Genomic DNA, 17,776 nt, shown 5'->3' on the forward strand with positions numbered 1-17,776 from the left:
ACGACCGTGCAAGGGAGCCACGACACTATGGCCATCTCCGTCCAGATGCCCGCACTCGGAGAGAGCGTTACCGAAGGGACTGTCACCCGCTGGCTGAAGCAGGAGGGTGACACGGTCGAGGAGGACGAGCCACTGTTGGAGGTGTCGACGGACAAGGTCGACACCGAGATCCCGTCCCCGGCGTCCGGGGTGTTGAAGAAGATCGTCGCCCAGGAGGACGACACCGTCGAGGTCGGCGGCGAGCTCGCCGTGATCGGTGACGCGGACGAGTCCGACGACAGCGGCAGCGACGACAGCGGCAGCTCCGACGAGGAGCCGGCCGAGGAGCCCGAGGCAGAAGAGCCCGAGGCGGAGGCCGAGGCAGAAGAGGCCGAGGAGCCTGAGGACAAGCCCGAACCCAAGAAGTCGTCGGGGGGATCGGGCAAGTCGACGCCTGTGCTCATGCCGGAGCTCGGCGAGTCGGTCACCGAGGGCACCGTGACGCGCTGGCTGAAAGAGGTCGGCGACAGCGTGGAGGTCGACGAGCCGCTCGTCGAGGTCTCCACCGACAAGGTCGATACCGAGATCCCGTCCCCGGTCGCCGGCACGCTGCTGTCCATCACGGCCGAGGAAGACGACACCGTCGAGGTCGGCGGCGAGCTCGCGAAGATCGGCGATGCCAGTGAAGACGCCTCAGCGGAGGCCGACTCCGACCCCGAGCCCGAACCGGAGCCCGAGCCCGAGCCGGAGCCCGAGCCCGAGCCCGAGGCCAAGGCCAAGGAAGAGCCGAAGCAGGAATCCAAGCCGGAGCCCAAGCCGGAGCCGAAGAAGGAACCCAAGCCCGAGCCCAAAAAGGAGCCAGAGCCGGCAGCCAGCTCGTCGTCCGGCGATTCGGGTCCCTATGTGACCCCGCTGGTGCGCAAGCTGGCCAACGAGCACAGTGTCGACCTGTCGTCGGTGAAGGGCACCGGCGTCGGCGGCCGCATCCGCAAGCAGGACGTGCTGGCCGCGGCAGAGGCCGCCAAGAAGCCGGCCGAGGAGTCGAAGCCGGCGGCTGCCGCCGAGGCTCCGGGCAAGACGTCCGCGCCGGCACCAGCACCCGAGGGCGCGCTGGCGCATCTGCGAGGAACCACGCAGAAGGCCAACCGCATCCGGCAGATCACCGCGAAGAAGACCCGCGAGTCGCTGCAGACCACCGCGCAGCTCACCCAGGTGCACGAAGTCGACATGACGAAGATCGTGTCGCTGCGGGCGAAGGCGAAGGCCGGCTTCAGCGAGCGCGAGGGCGTCAACCTGACCTACCTGCCGTTCATCGCGCGGGCGGTCATCGACGCACTCAAGCTGCACCCGAACGTCAACGCGAGCTACAACGAGGACTCCAAGGAGATCACCTACTACGACGCCGAGCACCTCGGCTTCGCGGTGGACACCGATCAGGGTCTGCTCTCGCCGGTGATCAAGAACGCCGGGGACCTGTCCCTGGGCGGGCTGGCACGGGCCATCGCCGACATCGCAGCGCGGGCCCGCTCGGGTGACCTCAAGCCCGACGAGCTCTCCGGCGGCACGTTCACGATCACCAACATCGGCAGCCAGGGCGCGCTGTTCGACACCCCGATCCTGGTGCCGCCGCAGGCGGCGATGCTGGGCACGGGCGCGATCGTCAAGCGGCCGCGGGTGATCGTCGACGAGTTCGGCAACGAGTCGATCGGTGTGCGCTTTGTCAGCTACCTGCCGCTGACCTACGACCACCGCCTCATCGACGGCGCCGACGCCGGCCGATTCGTCACCACGATCAAACGGCGTCTCGAAGAGGGCGCTTTCGAGGCCGACCTGGGGTTGTAGACGACGGTGTCTCTGCCCCCGGATTCGGTCATCGCGATTGCGGGTTCATCAGGTGTGATCGGGACGGCGCTGGTGTATGCGCTGCGCTCGGCAGACCACCGGGTGATCCGCATCGTGCGACGCGCGCCGTCGAATGCCGACGAGGTCTACTGGAACCCCGACACCGGTGAGTTCGACGCGAGCACCCTCGATGGCGTGTCGGCCGTGGTGAACATGTGCGGCGTCAACGTCGGTGAGAAGCGATGGTCGGGCGCGTTCAAGCAGAGCCTGCGCGACAGCCGCATCGGCCCCACCGAGGTGCTCTCCCGCGCCGTGGTCGAAGCCGGGGTCCCGGTGCTGATCAACGCCAGCGCGGTCGGCTACTACGGTGACACCGGCTCACGGCCCGTCGACGAGACCGCCGCCCCCGGACGGACGTTCCTGGCGCACCTCACCGTGGATTGGGAGGCCGCCGCGATGGTCGCGTCCCGGGCGGGAGTCCGGGTCGTCCTGCCCCGGACGGGACTGGTGATGTCGCAGTCGGGTGGCATGCTCGGTCGTATCCGCCCCTTGTTCTCGCTGGGGCTGGGTGCACGGCTGGGCAACGGCCGCCAGTACATCTCGTGGATCAGCCTGGAGGACCAGATCCGCGCGCTGCTGTTCGCGATCACCCACGACGAGCTGGCCGGACCGGTGAACTTCACGGGGCCCGCGCCGGTCACCAATGCGGAATTCACGACGGCGCTGGGACGCACAGTGAATCGCCCGACGCCGTTCGTGGTGCCCGGGTTCGCGTTGCGCACCGTGCTGGGCGAGTTCGCCGACGAGGGTGTGCTGGGTGGGCAACGTGCGATCCCGGCCGCGCTCGAGAACGCCGGCTTCCGGTTCCACCACAACACGATCGGTGAGGCGTTGAGGTTCGCCACCGACGACAGCCGTGAGTAACGTCGGTTCCATGGAATCGATCCGGTCGAGCAGCGCTCCAGTCGTGGTGCGCCGGCTCGGCACGGTGGACTATCAGGCGGCCTGGGACCTGCAGCGCGAGATCGTGACGGAGCGCCTGGCCGGCGGTCCGGACGAACTTCTGCTGCTGCAGCATCCCTCTGTGTACACGGCGGGTCGGCGCACGCTGCCCGAGGAACGCCCGTCCGACGGCACGCCGGTCATCGACACCGATCGCGGCGGCAAAATCACCTGGCATGGGCCCGGTCAGCTCGTCGGGTATCCGATCGTCGGCCTCGCCGAGCCGATGGACGTCGTCAACTTCGTGCGCCGCCTCGAGGAGGCGTTGATCACCGTGTGCGCCGGGTTCGGACTGGCCACCGGCCGCGTCGACGGCCGCTCCGGCGTCTGGCTCGCTGCCGACGGCCACCGGCCGGAACGCAAGATCGCCGCGATCGGCATCCGGGTGGCGCGCGGGATCACCCAGCACGGTTTCGCCCTGAACTGCGACTGCGACCTGGGCGCGTACGGCTCGATCGTGCCGTGCGGGATCTCCGACGCCGGAGTCACGTCGCTGACGGCCGAACTCGGCCGCCGCGTCACCGTCGACGACGTCTTCACTCCCGTGGCCGACGCGGTGTGTGACGTGCTCGACGGCCGCCTCCGCGTGGCCGGTCACGCAGTAGCATCGATGCAGTGAGTGTCGATCCCGGTAACCGCAAACTCCTCCGGCTCGAGGTGCGCAACGCGCAGACGCCGATCGAGCGCAAGCCACCGTGGATCAAGACGCGGGCCAAGATGGGGCCCGAGTACACCGAGCTGAAATCGCTGGTCCGCCGCGAAGGTCTGCACACGGTGTGCGAGGAGGCGGGCTGCCCCAACATCTTCGAGTGCTGGGAAGACCGTGAGGCGACGTTCCTGATCGGCGGTGAGCAGTGCACCCGCCGCTGCGACTTCTGCCAGATCGACACCGGCAAGCCCGCCGAATTGGACCGCGACGAGCCGCGCCGCGTCGCCGAGAGCGTGCAGGCGATGGGGCTGCGCTACTCGACGGTGACGGGGGTGGCGCGCGACGATCTGCCCGACGGCGGCGCGTGGCTCTATGCCGAGACGGTCCGCCAGATCAAGGAGCTCAACCCGAACACCGGCGTGGAGCTGCTCATCCCCGACTTCAACGCCGACCCCGAGCAGCTGGCGCAGGTGTTCGAGACGCGTCCAGAAGTGTTGGCGCACAACGTCGAGACGGTGCCGCGCATCTTCAAGCGGATCCGTCCGGCGTTCCGCTACGAGCGCAGCCTGTCGGTGCTGACGATGGCCCGCGCCGATGGCCTGGTGACCAAGAGCAACCTGATCCTCGGCATGGGTGAGACGCCGGAGGAGGTGCGCGCCGCGCTGCGCGACCTGTACGACGCGGGCTGCGACATCGTCACGATCACCCAGTACCTGCGGCCGTCGGCGCGTCACCATCCCGTGGAGCGGTGGGTGCACCCCGACGAATTCGTCGAACATCAGCAGTTCGCGACTGAGCTCGGCTTCGCCGGAGTGCTGGCCGGACCGCTGGTGCGCTCGTCGTACCGGGCCGGGAAGCTCTACGCGCAGACAATCGCATCGCGGTCCGCGCAACCGACGCCCTCGTCATAGATATCCTTGCCGGTATGGCGAAATCGCGTAACTCGGCAGAGGTCAAAGCGGCGAAGGCCGAGGCGAAGGCAGCCCGCAAGGCCGCGTCCAAGCAGCGGCGCGGTCAGCTATGGCAGGCGTTCCAGATCCAGCGCAAAGAAGACACGCGGCTGCTGCCGTACATGATCGGTGCGTTCGTGCTGATCGTGGCTGCGTCCGTGGCCGCCGGCCTGTTTGCGGGCGGCGGTTTCACGATGTTCATGCTGATCCCGCTGGGCATCGTGCTGGGCGCGCTGGTCGCCTTCATCATCTTCGGTCGCCGCGCCCAGAAGTCCGTGTACCGCAAGGCCGAGGGGCAGACCGGCGCGGCGGCGTGGGCTCTGGACAATCTGCGCGGAAAGTGGCGGGTGACGCCCGGGGTGGCGGCGACGGGACACTTCGACGCCGTGCACCGGGTGATCGGCCGGCCGGGCGTGATCTTCGTGGCCGAGGGGTCGCCGAACCGGCTGAAGCCGCTGTTGGCGCAGGAGAAGAAGCGCACGGCCCGGCTCGTGGGTGACGTCCCGATCTACGACGTGATCATCGGCAACGGCGAGGGTGAGGTGCCGCTGTCGAAGCTCGAGCGTCATCTGACCAAGTTGCCGGCCAACATCACGGTCAAGCAGATGGACTCGCTGGAGTCGCGGCTGGCCGCGCTGGGCTCCAAGATCGGCCCCGCCGCGATGCCGAAGGGTCCGCTGCCGGCGCAAGCCAAGATGCGCGGCGTGCAGCGCACCGTGCGCCGGCGCTGACGTCCCGCGCGCCACACTTGCCACACCCGTCTCTGCCAGCCATCATTTGCTGCGGGCCGTCGAGCCCAAGGGGGGACGGGCCATGTGCACTGCGTGCGAGTGGGCGCCGCATTTCGCGGCGTTCGGCCGAAACAGCTCGGCCGGCCCACAGAAAGCCCAGCCGACGCGCCGCTCCGTTCTCCGCGCAGCCGCGGTGACGACGGGCCTGGTGGCGATGGCGACCGCGTGCGGGACGGGTTCGCAGGCCCCGGTCAGCACGACTGCGGGTGCCGAGCGCGCGCCCGACACCGTGTTCCACAACGGCCGCGTCTACACCCTCGCGACTGCTCAACCGTGGGCCGAGGCGGTCGCGGTCACCGGCACCACGATCAGCTACGTCGGCGACAGCGCGGGCGCGAAGGCGCTGGCCGGGCCGAACACGACGGTCATCGACCTGGGCGGCAAGCTGCTGATGCCTGGTTTCGTCGAAGGCCACACCCATCCGTTCCTCGGGTCGTTTTTGACCTCAGGCGTCGATCTGCAGGTGCCGACGCGCCAGGATGCTCTCGACGCGATCGCCGCGTACGCCAAGGACAACCCCGAGGGGCCCGTCCGCGGATTCGGCTGGCGCGTCGACATGTTCGGTCCGGAGGGACCCACCCGCGCCGACCTGGACCGGGTGCTCCCCGATCGTCCCGGCTTCTTCTTCGCGATCGACGGGCACAGCCTGTGGGCCAACAGCAAGGCTCTCGAGCTGGCCGGCGTGAATCGTGACACCCCGGACCCGGTCCCGGGATTCAGTTACTACGCCCGCGACGTGAACGGCGAGCCCACCGGATACGTCCTCGAGGTCAACGCCGTCCTCGGACTGGTCAACGCAGTGGAGCCGATCTCCCCGGAGACGATGGGGACCCTGGTGAGGGGTTGGTTGCCCAAGGCATCGGCGGCGGGCATCACCTCGGTCTTCGACGCGGGGGTTCCGCCGATCGGCGACGACCAGGCTGCGATCCTGCGGCTGTACACCGACATCGAGCAGGGCGGTCAGCTGCCGTTCCGGGTCGTCGCCTCGTACTCGGTGCGGGAAACGCCGGTCGAGGGCACCGTCGAACGGTTCACCGCGGTCCGCGACGAAGTGTCCAGCGAGCTGGTGACCGTGAGTGTCGTCAAGATCATCGGCGACGGCACCCAGGGTGGGTACACCGCGTGGCTGATCGAGCCGTACGCCGACAAGCCGGACTCGACCGGTGCGTCGCCCTTCACCGAACAGCAGTGGCATCAACTGGTGAGCGACGTCGACGCCGCCGGCTTCGACGTCCATATCCATGCCTGCGGCGAGCGCACGGCGCGCGTCGGGCTCGACGCCATCGAACGTGCGATCGCGGCCAACCCGCCGCGCGACCGGCGGCACACCGTCGCTCATCTGGTCTACCTCGAGGACAGTGACGCTCCGCGTTTTGCACAGCTCGGGGTGACCGCGCAGTTCTCGGCGAACTGGATGTCGGCGGACCCGGACACGATCGAGAACATGGGCGTCCGCTACGGGGCGCCGCGCAAGGATCTGCTCTATCGGCCGCAGGCCGTGCTGCAGTCAGGTGGCCGCATCTCGCTGGGCACGGATTGGCCGGCAGCGGGCTACTTCTCGACCTACAAGCCGCTGGATTCCATCCAGATCGGCGTCACCCGGCAGCTCATCGGCGATGCGAACGCCCCGGTCCTCGTCCCTGACGACCAGAAACTGACGGTCGAGGAGGCGGTGCACGCGAACACGCTCGGCGCGGCGTATCAGATCCGGCTGGACGACAAGGTCGGCTCAGTGGAGACGGGCAAGCTCGCGGATCTCATCGTCCTGGATCGCAACATCTTCGACATCGATCCTCACGACATCCACGCCGCGACCGTGACGACGACGATGATGAACGGCAAGATCGTCCACCAGGGTTAGCGCTTCACCACTGCGGTCTTGGTCGCGAGATCGTGCAGGCCGCGCAGGTCGGAGTCGGTGAACAACGCCGGGATCACCAGGGCGATCAGCACGCCACGCCCCAGCGCGCGACCGGTGCCGACGTGCAGCCGGGCGTCGACCGGCACCACCTTCAGACCGAGCGCCAGCTGGCCGGGCGAGAACCCGAAGAACCGCACCGAGGCCACGCCGAGCACGAACCACACGATCAGCTGCGTCGTCTGGATGGGAAGACTGATCAGATCCAGTGACGCGACGAGTGCCGCCAGGCCCAGGGCCATCAACCAGTCCACGATCAGCGCCGCGATGCGGCGACCGAAGCGGGCGATCGAGCCAGGGCCACTCTTCGGCAGGCCGAGTCGTTCACCCGGGTAGGTGCCGGGCTCGGGGGTGCCCGGTCCGGACAGCCACGAGCCGAGACCGGAACCGGACGTACGTGCCATAGGGCCAGGATAGTGTCGCGTCGGCGCGGACTGTCCGGGCCGCATGCGTAACGTCCACGCAACATGCGGTTGACGGCCGTGCAACATCGCGTCCATAGCGTCACGAGCGGGTTACCCAAGTGAAGGAGAGCACTCAGTGGCAGAAACGACCTCAGACGACATCTTCAAGCTGATCAAGGACGAAAACGTCGAGTACGTCGACATTCGGTTCTGCGATCTGCCGGGCGTCGTCCAACACTTCTCGATCCCGGCCTCGGCGTTCGACGAGAGCGTGTTCGAGGACGGTCTCGCGTTCGACGGTTCGTCGGTGCGCGGCTTCCAGTCCATCCACGAGTCGGACATGATGCTGCTGCCCGACCCCGCCACCGCGCGCATCGACCCGTTCCGCGCCGCCAAGACGCTGAACCTCAACTTCTTCGTCCACGATCCGTTCACCCGTGAGGCCTACTCGCGCGACCCGCGCAACGTCGCCCGCAAGGCGGAGAACTACCTGGCCAGCACCGGCATCGCCGACACCTGCTACTTCGGCGCCGAGGCGGAGTTCTACATCTTCGACTCGGTCAGCTTCGACTCGAAGATGAACGGCACCTTCTACGAGGTGGATTCGGAGTCGGGTTGGTGGAACAGCGGCGAGCCGTTCGAGGCCGACGGCTCCCCCAACCGCGGCTACAAGGTCCGGCCCAAGGGCGGCTACTTCCCCGTCGCACCGTACGACCACTACGTCGACCTGCGCGACGAGATGTCGACCAACCTGATCAACGCCGGGTTCACCCTCGAGCGCGGCCACCACGAGGTCGGCACCGCCGGCCAGGCCGAGATCAACTACAAGTTCAACACGCTGCTGCACGCGGCCGATGACGTGTTGCTGTTCAAATACATCATCAAGAACACCGCGTGGGCCAACGGCAAGACCGTGACGTTCATGCCCAAGCCGCTGTTCGGTGACAACGGTTCCGGCATGCACGCCCACCAGTCGCTGTGGAAAGACGGCAAGCCGCTGTTCCACGACGAGTCCGGATACGCCGGGCTGTCGGACATGGCGCGCCACTACATCGGCGGCATCCTGCACCACGCGCCGTCGCTGCTGGCGTTCACCAACCCGACGGTGAACTCCTACAAGCGTCTGGTGCCGGGGTACGAGGCGCCGATCAACCTGGTGTACAGCCAGCGCAACCGCTCGGCGTGCGTGCGTATCCCGATCACCGGCAACAACCCGAAGGCCAAGCGCCTCGAGTTCCGTTGCCCGGACAGCTCGGGCAACCCGTACCTGGCGTTCGCGGCGATGCTGATGGCCGGCATCGACGGCATCAAGAAGAAGATCGAGCCGCTGTCGCCGGTCGACAAGGACCTCTACGAGCTCCCGCCGGAGGAGGCCGCCAACATCCCGCAGGCGCCCACGTCGCTGGCGGCGGTGATCGACAAGCTCGAAGAGGACCACGAGTACCTCACCGAGGGTGGCGTGTTCACCGAGGACCTGATCGAGACCTGGATCTCCTTCAAGCGGGAGAACGAGATCATGCCGATCCAGATCCGTCCTCACCCGTACGAGTTCTCGCTGTACTACGACGTGTAAGTCGGAACACTCCGCGACGACGACGCCCGCCCGGCACCCGCCGGGCGGGCGTTTCGCTTTTCCGGTGCCGGGGCAATCTGCCCGGCATGGCTGTGCGCGTCGGCGTGACGGGACCCACCGGGGAAATCGGCAAGGCGGCCATCGCGGCGCTGGAGGACGACCCCGGCGTCGAGGCCATCGTCGGCATGGCGCGTCGGCCGTTCGATCCCGAGGCCGAGCAGTGGACGAAGACCACCTACCGGCAGGGCGACATCCTCGACCGCGACGCGGTCGACGAACTCGTCGCCGACGTCGACGTCGTCGTCCACCTGGCCTTCATCATCATGGGCACCCGCACCGAGAGTGCGCGCGTCAATCTGGCGGGAACTCGCAACGTGTTCGAGGCGACCGTCGCCGCCGCCCGTCCCCGCCGGCTGGTCTACACGTCCTCGGTCGCCGCGTACGGCTATCACGCCGACAACCCGGTGCCGATCACCGAGGACGTTGCGCCGCGCGGGTCTGCCGAGCACTACTACTCCGAGCAGAAGGCCGCGTGCGAAGCCGCGCTGGCGGAGGTCACGGCGGGTTCCGATCTCGAGGTCTACGTGTTGCGGCCGTGCATCGTCGCCGGGCCGAAGGCGCCCGCCCTCGCCGATGCCATGCCGTGGAACAAGCTGCCCGGTCTCGTGCGACGCGTCTCGGCGGCCCTGCCGGTTCTGCGGCCGTTCCCCGATCCGGGCACGCCGTTGCAGCTCGTGCACCACGACGACGTCGCGTCCGCCATCGCGCTGGCGGTCACGACGCAGACCGCGCCACCTGGCGCCTACAACATCGCCGGCGACGGCGTCGTGTCGATGTCGCAGGTCGGCGACGCATTCGGGGCATTGCCGATCAGGGTGCCCCGCGCCGCGGCGGTCGTGACGTCGGAAGTCCTGTCCGCGCTGCCCTTCGTCCCGTCGGCATTGGAGTGGCTGCACGCCGGGCGCACGTCGGTGGTGATGGACACCGAGAAGGCGAAGTCCGCGCTGGGATGGCGCCCCCGCCACACCTCGGAGGAGACGCTGGACGCGCTCGCCAGCACGCTGCACTGATCATCCTCACAGCTCGATCTGGTGTCGATCAAAGGCGCTGCGGGTAGAAACGAGCGGTGACAGATGTAGCCGAGAAGGTGAATCCCCCCGAGCAGATGGACATCCGCTCGCGGAACCTCGTGTTCACCGCGGTCGTCCTCGGTATGTTGCTGGCCGCACTCGACCAGACCATCGTCGCGACCGCACTACCCACCGTCGTCGCGGATCTGGGCGGCGCCGGCCACCAGGCCTGGGTGGTCACCAGCTACCTGCTGGCGTCGACGATCGTCACCGCCGTGGTCGGCAAACTCGGCGACATCTTCGGACGCAAGAAGGTGTTCCAGGTCGCGGTGCTGCTGTTCCTCGTGGGCTCGGTGCTGTGCGGGCTGGCGCAATCGATGGGCATGCTCGTCGCCTCGCGGGCGCTGCAGGGTCTCGGCGGCGGCGCGATCACGGTGACCGCGGTCGCCGTCATCGGCGAGGTCATCCCGCTCCGTGAACGTGGACGCTACCAGGGTGCTCTGGGTGCGGTGTTCGGTGTCACGACGGTGATCGGCCCCCTGCTGGGTGGGCTGTTCACCGACCATCTGAGCTGGCGCTGGGCATTCTGGATCAACGTTCCGGTGGCGGTGGTCGTGCTCGGAATCGCGGCAGTCGCCATCCCCGAACTCGCGCGCACCGCGCGGCCGGTGCTCGACTACGCCGGCATCGTGCTCGTCGGCCTCGGGGCGGCCGGGCTGACGCTGGCGACCAGCTGGGGCGGCACCACGTACCCGTGGGGGTCGGTGACCATCATCGGGTTGTTCGTGGTGTCGGTGGCGGTTCTGGTGGCGTTCGTGTTCGTCGAACGCCGCGCCGCGGAACCGATACTGCCGATCCGGCTGTTCAGCAATCCGGTCTTCTCGGTGTGCTGCGTGCTGTCGTTCGTGGTGGGGTTCGCGATGCTGGGCGCGCTGACGTTCCTTCCGACGTTCATGCAGTTCGTCGACGGGGTGTCCGCGACGGAGTCGGGGTTGCGAACCCTGCCGATGGTGCTGGGCCTGCTGGTCACGTCGCTGAGCAGCGGTGTCATCGTGGGGCGGACGGGCCGCTACAAGATCTTCCCGATCGCGGGCACGGCGATCATGGCACTGGGCTTCGTGCTGCTGTCTCGTATGGATGCCGACACGTCGACGCTCGTGGAATCGCTGTATCTGCTCGTGCTCGGCGCCGGCATCGGGTTGAGCATGCAGGTGTTGGTGCTGGTCGTGCAGAACACGGTCGACTTCACCGACCTCGGGGTCGCCACATCTGGCGTCACGTTCTTCCGCACGATCGGCAGCTCGTTCGGTGCGGCGATCTTCGGATCGTTGTTCGCCAACTTCCTCGGCGACCGGCTGCCCGCGGCGATGGCGAGCAGCGGGGCGCCACCGGAGGCGGCGACCTCGCCTCAGGCATTGCATCGACTGCCGCAGGACATCGCAGCGCCGATCATCGACGCGTACGCGGATTCGCTGAGCCGCGTGTTCTTGTTCGCGGCGCCGTTCGCTGTGGTGGGGTTGGTGTTGGCGTTGTTCCTCAAGCAGGTACCGCTGCGCGACGCCGCGGCCGCTGGCAGTACCGATATGGGCGAGGGCTTCGGCATGCCGACGACGGCGACGCCGGAGAAGCTGCTCGAGGTGGCGGTCGGCCGGTTGCTGCAGCGCAGCAACGGCGTGGATCTCGATGGGGTGGCCCGCGCGGCGCGCAGCCGACTGGATGTGCCGCGGCTGTGGGCGACGATTCAGGTGTACCGGTACGCCGCCGCCACGGGCGCGGCGCATCTCGAGGACATCGCCGAGGAGCGGCGTGTACCTCCGCAGATTCTCGAGCCCACGTTCAATCGACTGGTCACCGAGGGTTTTGCCACCCGCGTCGGGGATGCGTACTCGCTCACCGCCGCGGGCGCGGCCGAGGTGAACCACGCCCGTGACGTGATTGCGTCATGGATCACCGACATGCTGGCCCAGTCGCCTGATTTCGAGGGCCGACCCGACCGTCTCCAGGTGCAGGGGGCGCTGGACCGGCTCGCGCGCAGTGTGCTGCTCGAGCGGCAGACCCCGCGGACGGAAACACGCCCGATGAAGTTGGGCTCGCCTCCACGACTACCGGTGTCCGACGTCCCGACCACGCGAATGCGCGCACTGTCCGCGCCGCCGGCGGCCGAGCCGCCGACCCGTCCGTTCCGTTCGCACGCGTCGATGCCCAGCGATCCCCCCGCCCGCTATCCGGACCGCGGTCCGCTCCGTTAGGCTGCGCGTATGACTCAACGACTCGACGCCCGGCTGTCGGCGTACTCCTCCCCTGTCCTGAGCATCTTCCGCATCGTGACCGGGGTGGTCCTGCTGCTGCACGGCACCATGAAGGTGTTCGGCTGGCCGCTGGGCACGGCGGTTCCCGCCGGCACGTGGCCGTTCTGGTTCGCCGGAATCCTGGAGATCGTCCTCGGCGCGCTGATCACCGTCGTTTTCTTCACCCGGATCGCCGCGTTCATCGCCTCGGGCGAGATGGCGGTGGCCTACTTCTGGCAGCACTGGGCGATCTTCAGCGGCGCACCCGCGAGCTTCTGGCCGTTCGATCCCCAGATGGGCGGCAACGGCGGCGAGTTGGCGGTCCTGCTGTGCTTCGCGTTCCTGTTGTTGGCAACGACCGGCGGGGGCACCTGGTCGGTCGACGGGCGACGACGAGGCACGCTCGCCACGCGGCGCTGACATCGCGTTTGCCCCCGGCGCCGCCCTGCTAGCGAACACATGTGGCATCCGGGTTTGCAGACACGCGGAAAAGATTCGCTGAACGCCACGTTATTTCGTTGCTGAGGTCCCTAGGATGACCCGATATTGACCAGGTTGGCAATTGTCGGGGGGAATTCACTGTGGGGTCTTCGAAGTACATCGGCAGGATCGGCGCGCTGGCGTTCGCGCTCGGCATCGGCATCGGCATCGGCGCGACACCGGGCGTTGCCTGGGCCGACGAATCGAGTGACAGCACACCGTCGGTGAGCGCGAACATGGACTCGACGGCGGCATCCGGCAACGGCGGGACGGGCGCCGACAAGCCGACTCGCAACAGCCGCAAAGCCCAGCGGGCCGGAAAAGACGACACCGAGACCGACACCGAAACAGGCGACAGGCCGTCCCGGCACCGTCCGCTGCGCGCCGTCCGCGAGGACGCACCCGTGAAGACCCCGAAGGTCGAGCGCACGCGCGTGCGCACACCTGACGCGGACGACGAGTCAGAGTCGACACCGACGGTCGCGTCGGCGCCGGAGAAGGTCGTCGCCCCGGCGGCCGAGGTGCGCCTCGTACCTGTCGATGTCGTCGCCCCGGCGACCGACACCGCGGAGCGCGCCACCGCGACCACCCGCGTCCGGCTCAGCGAATTGCTGTCCTCGGTTCTGACCCCGAAGGACGCCCCGGTGGCACCGGTCGCATCGCCGGCCATGTGGGTGCTGGCCGCAGCCGCACGGCGTCAACTCGGCCAGTCCGAGCACGTGCAGATGGCCGCACTGCGGTCAGACATCGTGGCCGAGCAGCCGGTGGTCAATCCGCCCGACGAGACCGGCGAGGTGACCGGCGAAGTCGTCGTCCCCGGTGCCGCCACAGCAGTGGCCAGCGGGCCCGGCAAAGGCACGGTCACCGTCTCAGTCGACGGAGACACCGTGTCGTTCGAGTACAACCCCACCAAGCAGGCCCGCCACGCCGCCGCCGCGGTCGGCGCCGACCCCGCGCTCAAGTCCGACAGCTTCGTCCTCACGATCGTCGACGGCGCCGGCGACGTCACCACCGTGCCGATCACCGTCGAGGTTGCGCCGGCGAATGCCGCCCCGGTCGTCTCGGTGTCGAGACCGCGCCTATCGCCGTTCGGCGACGGCGAGGTCCGTGTATCGGTGCGCGTGCGCGACTTCGACGGTGACGCCTACGCGTACTCGCTGTCTCCGACGGCCAAGGGCGGCACCCTCACGATCGACGAGGTCGGTCACATCTCGTACCTGCCGACCGCCGCGGCACGGCATGCCGCTGCGGCTGCCGACGCAACCGAGGCGGACAAGACCGACACGTTCGACGTTACGGTGACCGACGGCTACGGCGGTGTGACGACGGTGACGCTCACGGTGCCGATCAAGCCCGACAACGTCGACCCCGACGTCAAGGTGCGCACCAGGACATCGCCGTTCAGCGACAAGGTGACCGGCGTCGTCATCGCGAAGGACCCCAACGGGGATCCCCTGAGCTACGAGGTCAGTGGCACCAACAAGGACGGCACCGTCGTGATCGACGAGCGTGGGCGGTTCACCTACACACCGTCGGCTGCAGCCCGCCACGCGGCGTCCGCCGACAACGCCTCGCAGCTCGACAAGCAGGACAGCTTCGTCATCACCGTCACCGACGAGCACGGCGGCATCACCAAAACCCTTGTGACCGTGACGGTCAAGCCCGCCAACGTGGCGCCCACATCGGCGTCGGTCAAGGATGTCTTCACCAATCCGAACACCGGCGTGGTCACCGGTGCGGTCACCGCGGTCGACGCCGACGGGGACTCGTTCACCTATGGGTCCGTGTCCAAAACCCGCAAGGGCACCGTCTCGATCGCCGAGGACGGCACGTTCGTCTACACACCGTCGGACGCCGCACGCGCGGCTGCGAGCCGGCCGTTCGCACCGCGGGGGGCCAAGATCGACGGCTTTCGGGTGACCATCGACGACGGCCACGGCGGCACCACCACGCTGACCGTGCGGGTCGGGATCGCCCCGCTGGGCGGGGAGAATCAGGCTCCCGTCGACGGCACGTTCACCGCGGGTACACCGAATGTGTTCTCCGGCAAAGTGACCGGGACGGTGACGGCCACCGACCCAGACCAGGATCCGTTGTCCTACAGCGGAACCGGACTCACTCCCAAGGGCAGCGTCGTCGTCAATGCCGATGGCACGTTCACCTTCACCCCCAGTGATGCGGCGCGCCACCAGGCCGGCGCGGACAACGCCACCGAGCAGGACAAGGTGGACACCTTCGTCGTCACGGCGTCGGACGGATTCGGGGGCACATTGGCGGTCCCGGTGACGGTGTCGATCAAGCCGTCGGTGAACAGGGCGCCCTCGCAGCTGTCCTACACCTCCGACACCGACGAGGCGACGGGACTGGTGAGTGGACAGGTCACCGCCAAAGATGCCGACGGCGATCTGCTCACCTACGCGGGCACCGCGGTGACCGACAAGGGAAGCGTGGTCGTCACCAGCGCAGGCGGATTCACCTACGTGCCGACCGACGCCGCGCGCGCGGCGGCAGGTGCACCGAAGGCGCCGCTGTCGGACAAGCGGGATGCGTTCGTCGTCACCGTCGACGACGGCCATGGCGGCACGTCGGACATCACGGTGCGGGTCACGATCGTGCCGACGACGATGGTGTCAGTCCTCTAGCCCCGTGTCCGCCCGGAAGCGGCGCATGCCGTCGATCTTCTGCTCGAGCGTGGCGTCCGGACCGCTGTAGAACATCCACGGCATCGTGATGATGCCGGTGACGCCGCCCGCTTCCGCGCGGGCATAATGCTCGGGTAGGAAGGCGTCGCTGAGTGGGGTGATCACCTCGAAACCGGCCATGTCCGAGCCGCTTTCGGCACGGATGCGACGCAGGGTGGCGATCCGTTCCAGAGCCTGGTCGGTGGTGATGAGGTCGCCGATCCAGCCGTCGTGACGGGCGGCGCGGCGCAGCGCGATGTCGGACAGTCCGCCGACGTAGATCGGGATCGGCGGCGGCGTGGGTTCCATCTCCATGCGCGGCGCGGTGTAGAACTCACCGGAGTGTTCGGTCCAGCCGGGCGACCACAGCGCCTTCATCAGCTCGAGCATCTCGTCGGTGCGCTTCCCCCGCCGTTCGAACCGCTGGCCGAGCAGCTCGAATTCCTCACGGCACCAACCCACTCCGATGCCCAGCTCGAGCCGGCCGCCAGCCAGGACGGCCGCGGTGCCGATCGCTTTGGCCGCCGAGTACGGGTCCCGCATCGCGGGCAGGTAGACCGTCGTCACGAAGCGCAGCCGGGTGGTCTGCAAGGCGATGGCGCCGATCATCACCCAGGGGTCCGGCCAGTCGGTGAAGGCCTCCCAGCGGCGGCTGCCGTCCTCGGTGTAGGGATACGGGGTCTGCAGGGTTTCGAGGTTGACGACGTGATCGGGGATGCCGATGCCGTCATAGCCGAGTTCGTCTGCGGCGCGGGCGACCTCGATGGCCTCGCGGGTGTCCTGGAAGGCGATGGAGACGTAGGTTTTCACGCGGCGATCAGCCCGCGTCTCGGGCCCACGCGGGCAGGATGAACACGCCCTCGGCCTCGACGGTCGCGCCCTCGTCGTCTTTGAGGTAGCCGCGGGCGAAGGTCTTCGCACCCTCGATGCGTTCGACGAATCCTTCGGCCCGCAACGGTCCCAGCGGGGTGCCGCGCAGATATCGGAGGCTGATGGTGCCGGTGTACTTCGGCAGGTTCAGGCCCTGGCTGGCCACTTCCCCGAGGAGGTGGTCGAGCAGAAGTGCGCAGACACCCCCGTGCACCCACCCCGGCGGGCCTTCGTAGGCGGGGCCCAGGGTGAACTCGCTCCAGTAGCTGCCGTCGTCGTCACGGTGGACCTCCATGGGCGGCGCGATGGCATTGCGCAGTCCGATGGCGGGATTGCCCCAGACGACGGCGCGGCCGGTGTCGGCGTGGCGCAAGGTCGTTCGCTTCGTGCGCAGGCGTTGCTCGAGCAGCGAATGCGCTTCCTCGAGGTGTTCGAGGGCGAGCAGGACCGTGGAGTCGTCGACGTCGGTGTGGATGCCCACGTCGATGAGGGCGCGCAGGGCATCGGTCAGCGGGTCGAAGCGCCGCCGGTGCTCCTCGTACTCCTCCGCGCTGATCGTGTCGAACGTGAAGTCCATCTATGTTTCTTAGCACTGACACCTGTCCAGCTGATGCCCGGGCTGCAGTCATTTGCCAAATCAAGCTTGGCAAACTCCAGGGTTTCCCCCTATTGCCTTAGCCGCAGTGCTTGACTGACCATCGATACGGCCATCCGCGTGGCCGTCACTTCGGGGGAAGGCACTGACCAATGGGGTACGCGAAGCATGTCGGACGGGTCGGGGCGTTGGCAGTGGCCCTCGGGGTGGGCTTTGGTGTAGGCGGCAGTCCCGCCGTTGCGATTGCCGATGACACCACAAACAGTGTGGACTCGCCAACGAGCAATAATTCGCCAGCCGCAGAGCAGAACACGGTTGCGCCGGAGGGTCCGAACGACGAGGGCGACCTGGCCGACGACGACGGTGGTGATCCTCCCGCCGTCGAGGACAACGACGACCTCGAAAGCGTCGACGATCCCTCGGCTCCCACGCTCCACACGGACGTCGATCCCGATGCCGATGCCGATGCCGATGTCGATGCGTCGGCGGTAGACACCGACGCGGTTGTGCACACCACGCGAACTCCGCGCAAGCACGCGCCGGGGCGGACAATGTCGCGTCCCGAGTCCGCACCGGCGCCCCGCGTCCAGTCCGAGGCCACGCCCCGCCACCTGAAGTTGACCCCGCCTGCACCTGCCACGCCACCGCCCCCGGCCTCGCCAACTGCCGCCGCACCAGTGCTCA

At 68.1% G+C, this 17,776-nt stretch carries 15 protein-coding genes; 11 read left to right on the plus strand and 4 right to left on the minus strand.

Annotated elements, in window-relative coordinates:
• Window positions 1-27: 27 nt before the first annotated feature.
• From sucB to ACZY1G_RS26970, 6 genes are all read left to right on the plus strand, one after another.
• Window positions 28-1,821, plus strand: a complete 1,794-nt coding sequence (gene sucB / locus ACZY1G_RS26945) for a 2-oxoglutarate dehydrogenase, E2 component, dihydrolipoamide succinyltransferase (protein ID WP_463824074.1) — start codon at window positions 28-30, stop codon at window positions 1,819-1,821.
• Window positions 1,822-1,833: 12 nt separating this feature from the next.
• Window positions 1,834-2,745, plus strand: a complete 912-nt coding sequence (locus tag ACZY1G_RS26950; protein WP_463824095.1) for a TIGR01777 family oxidoreductase — start codon at window positions 1,834-1,836, stop codon at window positions 2,743-2,745.
• A 10-nt stretch (window positions 2,746-2,755) separates the two neighbouring features.
• The gene (lipB, locus tag ACZY1G_RS26955; protein ID WP_463824075.1) at window positions 2,756-3,442 is read left to right on the plus strand and encodes a lipoyl(octanoyl) transferase LipB; all 687 of its coding nucleotides are present in this window, start codon (window positions 2,756-2,758) and stop codon (window positions 3,440-3,442) included.
• The gene (lipA, locus tag ACZY1G_RS26960; protein ID WP_463824077.1) at window positions 3,439-4,383 is read left to right on the plus strand and encodes a lipoyl synthase; all 945 of its coding nucleotides are present in this window, start codon (window positions 3,439-3,441) and stop codon (window positions 4,381-4,383) included. Before lipB ends, lipA begins: the two co-directional genes overlap by 4 nt.
• 14 nt (window positions 4,384-4,397) lie before the next feature.
• Window positions 4,398-5,153 (plus strand): DUF4191 domain-containing protein, encoded by a 756-nt coding sequence (locus ACZY1G_RS26965; protein WP_463824078.1) that lies wholly within the window; start codon window positions 4,398-4,400, stop codon window positions 5,151-5,153.
• A gap of 82 nt (window positions 5,154-5,235) precedes the next feature.
• On the plus strand, window positions 5,236-7,074 hold the full coding sequence (locus tag ACZY1G_RS26970) for an amidohydrolase (RefSeq protein WP_463818256.1): 1,839 nt from the start codon (window positions 5,236-5,238) through the stop codon (window positions 7,072-7,074).
• On the opposite strand, the gene ACZY1G_RS26975 is transcribed toward ACZY1G_RS26970, so the two are convergent.
• Window positions 7,071-7,535, minus strand: coding sequence for an RDD family protein (locus ACZY1G_RS26975; RefSeq protein ID WP_463818257.1), 465 nt, complete (start codon window positions 7,533-7,535; stop codon window positions 7,071-7,073). The two genes, ACZY1G_RS26970 and ACZY1G_RS26975, sit on opposite strands and share 4 nt — an antisense overlap.
• Window positions 7,536-7,671: 136 nt before the next feature.
• On the opposite strand from ACZY1G_RS26975, the gene glnA reads away from it, so the two are divergent.
• The 5 genes from glnA to ACZY1G_RS27000 all read left to right on the plus strand — a co-directional run bounded on the left by glnA (window position 7,672) and on the right by ACZY1G_RS27000 (window position 15,588).
• Window positions 7,672-9,108: a type I glutamate--ammonia ligase gene (glnA, locus tag ACZY1G_RS26980; RefSeq protein ID WP_335330546.1), complete on the plus strand. Its 1,437-nt coding sequence runs from the start codon at window positions 7,672-7,674 to the stop codon at window positions 9,106-9,108.
• 86 nt (window positions 9,109-9,194) lie between these two features.
• On the plus strand, window positions 9,195-10,178 hold the full coding sequence (locus ACZY1G_RS26985) for an NAD-dependent epimerase/dehydratase family protein (RefSeq protein ID WP_463824079.1): 984 nt from the start codon (window positions 9,195-9,197) through the stop codon (window positions 10,176-10,178).
• A 95-nt stretch (window positions 10,179-10,273) separates the two neighbouring features.
• On the plus strand, window positions 10,274-12,427 hold the full coding sequence (locus tag ACZY1G_RS26990) for an MDR family MFS transporter (protein WP_463824096.1): 2,154 nt from the start codon (window positions 10,274-10,276) through the stop codon (window positions 12,425-12,427).
• 9 nt (window positions 12,428-12,436) lie between these two features.
• Window positions 12,437-12,886, plus strand: a complete 450-nt coding sequence (locus ACZY1G_RS26995) for a DoxX family protein (RefSeq protein WP_463824080.1) — start codon at window positions 12,437-12,439, stop codon at window positions 12,884-12,886.
• Window positions 12,887-13,047: 161 nt separating this feature from the next.
• The gene (locus tag ACZY1G_RS27000; RefSeq protein WP_463824081.1) at window positions 13,048-15,588 is read left to right on the plus strand and encodes an Ig-like domain-containing protein; all 2,541 of its coding nucleotides are present in this window, start codon (window positions 13,048-13,050) and stop codon (window positions 15,586-15,588) included.
• On the opposite strand, the gene ACZY1G_RS27005 is transcribed toward ACZY1G_RS27000, so the two are convergent.
• The 3 genes from ACZY1G_RS27005 to ACZY1G_RS27015 all read right to left on the minus strand — a co-directional run bounded on the left by ACZY1G_RS27005 (window position 15,577) and on the right by ACZY1G_RS27015 (window position 17,604).
• Complete coding sequence (locus ACZY1G_RS27005) at window positions 15,577-16,437, minus strand: TIGR03619 family F420-dependent LLM class oxidoreductase (RefSeq protein ID WP_463818261.1); 861 nt, start codon at window positions 16,435-16,437, stop codon at window positions 15,577-15,579. The genes ACZY1G_RS27000 and ACZY1G_RS27005 overlap by 12 nt on opposite strands.
• Before the next feature lie 7 nt (window positions 16,438-16,444).
• Window positions 16,445-17,074, minus strand: a complete 630-nt coding sequence (locus ACZY1G_RS27010) for a PaaI family thioesterase (protein WP_463818262.1) — start codon at window positions 17,072-17,074, stop codon at window positions 16,445-16,447.
• Between the two features lie 89 nt (window positions 17,075-17,163).
• Window positions 17,164-17,604 (minus strand): hypothetical protein, encoded by a 441-nt coding sequence (locus ACZY1G_RS27015; RefSeq protein ID WP_463824082.1) that lies wholly within the window; start codon window positions 17,602-17,604, stop codon window positions 17,164-17,166.
• Window positions 17,605-17,776: the final 172 nt, after the last annotated feature.

It is taken from the genome of Mycobacterium sp. IDUB_5 (assembly GCF_055419565.1).